Origin of the sequence: Streptomyces sp. NPDC058534 (genome assembly GCF_042717365.1) — a bacterium.
In the GTDB taxonomy this organism is placed as follows: Bacteria; Actinomycetota; Actinomycetes; order Streptomycetales; family Streptomycetaceae; genus Streptomyces.
Genome location: NZ_JBHXNW010000172.1, coordinates 1 through 3,088, shown reverse-complemented (window position 1 = coordinate 3,088; position 3,088 = coordinate 1). Strand labels below are relative to the sequence as shown.

The window sequence follows — 3,088 nt, the reverse complement described above, 5'->3', positions numbered from 1 at the left end:
GGGCACGCGAGCCCTTCGCAGTCGTACGCTGATCAGCACCGACCGAGACCGTGTGGGAGACGAACGTCATGCCCCTGCTGGAGCCCAAGCCGGACAGCCTCCGACCGGGACCGGGCCGCGCCGCCGCGGCCGACCGGGTCCCCGACCGAGGCGCCTCGGGGACGCCCGAGCGGCTCCGCACGGAGCTGACCGCACTGCTCGGTCCGGAGAAGGTCCGCTGGAAGGTCTCCGACCTGGTCAAGTACGCCTCCGACGCCAGCCCGTACCGGTTCGTCCCCCAGGTCGTCGTCCTGCCCGAGACCACCGAGGACATCTCCGCGATCATGGCGTACGCGCGCGCCCACGGCCGCGACCTCGTCTTCCGCGCCGCCGGCACCAGCCTGAACGGCCAGGCCCAGGGCGAGGACATCCTCGTCGACGTCCGCCGCCACTTCACCGGCGTGCAGGTCCTGGACGACGGCGCGCGGGCCCGCATCCGGCCCGGCACCACGGTCATGCGGGCCAACGCGACCCTCGCCCGGTACGGCAGGGTCCTGGGCCCCGACCCGGCCAGCGCCATCGCCTGCACCGTCGGCGGCGTCGTCGCCAACAACGCCTCCGGCATGACCGCCGGCACCACCCGCAACTCGTACCGCACCCTCAACTCGCTGACCTTCGTGCTGCCGAGCGGCACCGTCGTCGACACCGCCGACCCGGACGCGGACGAGAAGCTGGCACGCTCCGAGCCGGAACTGTGCGCGGGCCTGCTGGCCCTCAAGGCGGAGATCGAGGCGGACACGGCACTCACGGCCCGCATCCGCGCCAAGTACGAGATCAAGAACACCAACGGCTACCGGCTCGACGCCTTCCTGGACGGCGCCACGCCCGTGCGGATCCTGCGCGGTCTGATGGTCGGCTCGCAGGGCACCTTCGGGTTCATCTCCGACGTCGTGTTCGACACCGTGCCGCTGGACCGCAGGGTCACCAGTGGCCTGCTCTTCTTCCCCTCGCTGACCGCCGCGGCGGCGGCCGTGCCCCTCTTCAACGGGGCCGGGGCCCTGGCCGTCGAGCTGATGGACGGCAACACGCTGCGCGCCTCGGTGAGCGTGCGGGGCGTGCCGGCGGACTGGGCCGGCCTGCCGCGGGAGACCGCGGCGCTGCTGGTGGAGTTCCGGGCGCCCGACGAGGCGGGCCAAGAGGTGTACGAGCGGGCGGCGGCCGGGGTCCTGGAGCGGCTCAGCCTCGTCGCGCCCGTCCCCTCCGTGACCAACGAGTTCACCCGCGACGCCAAGGTCATCTCGGGATACTGGAAGGCCCGCAAGGCGTTCGTCACCGCGGTCGGCGGCTCCCGGCCGGCGGGCACCACACTGATCACGGAGGACTTCGCGGTCCCGCCCTCCCGGCTGGCCGACGCCTGTGAGGACCTGCTCCGGCTCCAGGCCGACCACGGTTTCGACGCGGCCGTCGCCGGTCACGCCGCCCACGGCAACCTGCACTTCCTGCTCGCCTTCGACGCGTCGAAGGCGTCCGACGTCGACCGGTACGCCGCGTTCATGGACGACTTCTGCCGGATGACCGTGGAGCGCTTCGACGGGTCGCTGAAGGCGGAGCACGCCACCGGACGCAACATCGCCCCGTTCCTGGAGCTGGAGTGGGGACCGCGGGCGACCGAGCTGATGTGGCGCACGAAGCAACTCGTCGACCCCGACGGCGTCCTGGCCCCCCGGATCGTCCTGGACAGGGATCCCAGGGCCCACCTGCGCGGCCTCAAGACGATCCCCGGCATCGAAGCGGTCGCCGACCCCTGCATCGAGTGCGGCTTCTGCGAACCCACCTGCCCCAGCCACGACCTCACGACCACCCCACGCCAGCGGATCGTGCTGCGCCGCGAGATGATGCGCCAACCGGACGGCTCACCGGTGGAGGAGCAACTCCTCGCCTCCTACGGCTACGACGCCGTCGACACCTGCGCGGGCGACTCCACCTGCCGCATCGCCTGCCCCGTCGGCATCGACACCGGCGCCATGATGAAGGACTTCCGGCACCAGCGGCACTCCCCGCGCGAGGAGCGGATCGCCGCGCTCACCGCGAGGCGGTTCAAGGCCGTCGAGACGTCGGCGCGCCTGGCGGTCGGCGCGGCGGACCGGATCACCGACCGGCTGCTGACGGCCGCCACCGGGCTCGCCCGCAAGGCCGTACGCCCCGACCTCGTGCCCGAATGGCTGCCGGAGATCCCCGGCGCGGCCACCCGCGCCGTGCCCCGCACCGCGAAGGCGGACGCGCGGGCCGTCTACTACCCCGCCTGCGTCAACCGCATCTTCGGCGGCCCCGAGAGCGACGACACCCCCTCGCTCCAGCAGGCCCTGGTCGACGTCTCGGCCCGCGCCGGCAAACCGGTCTGGATCCCGGACGACGTCGCCGGCACCTGCTGCTCGACGATCTGGCACTCCAAGGGCTACGAGGACGCCAACACCGTGATGGCCAACCGCGTCGTCGAGGCCGCCTGGGCCTGGACCGGGGGCGGCCGGCTCCCGCTGGTCGTGGACGCCTCGTCCTGCACGCTGGGCATCGCGGACGAGGTCGTCCCCTACCTCACCGAAGCCAACCGGGAACTGCACCGGCACCTGACGGTGGTCGACTCCGTCGTCTGGGCCGCCGAGGAACTCCTGCCCGGGCTGACGATCCGGCGCACGGCCCGCTCGGCGGTGCTGCACCCCACGTGCTCGATGCAGCACCTGGACGACGTGGAGCAACTGCGCGAGGTCGCCCAGGCGGTCGCCGACGAGGTCGTCGTTCCGGACGACGCCGGATGCTGCGCCTTCGCCGGTGACCGGGGCATGCTGCACAAGGAGCTGACGGCGTCCGCGACGGCGAAGGAGGCCGCCGAGGTCACCTCGCGCGACTACGACGCCCATCTCTCCGCCAACCGCATGTGCGAGATCGGGATGGACCGGGCGACGGGACGCGCGTACCACTCGGTCCTGATCGAACTGGACCGGGCGACCCGGCCCTGACTCAGCGCTGGGTGAGGGTCTGGGGGTAGTCGGTGATGATGCCGTCGACGCCGAGGGCGAGCATGTTGCGGATGGCGCCGGGTTCGTCGACGGTC

General features: G+C 72.5%; 1 protein-coding gene and 1 pseudogene. One reads left to right on the top strand and one right to left on the bottom strand.

Annotated features, from left to right (window positions below; genetic code table 11):
• The first annotated feature begins 68 nt into the window (after nucleotides 1-68).
• Nucleotides 69-2,993: an FAD-binding and (Fe-S)-binding domain-containing protein gene (locus tag ACFWR9_RS42540; protein ID WP_383853019.1), complete on the top strand. Its 2,925-nt coding sequence runs from the start codon at nucleotides 69-71 to the stop codon at nucleotides 2,991-2,993.
• A 1-nt stretch (nucleotide 2,994) separates the two neighbouring features.
• Here ACFWR9_RS42540 and ACFWR9_RS42535 read toward each other — a convergent pair.
• A pseudogene (locus ACFWR9_RS42535) lies at nucleotides 2,995-3,088 on the bottom strand (hydrolase); the annotation flags it as partial.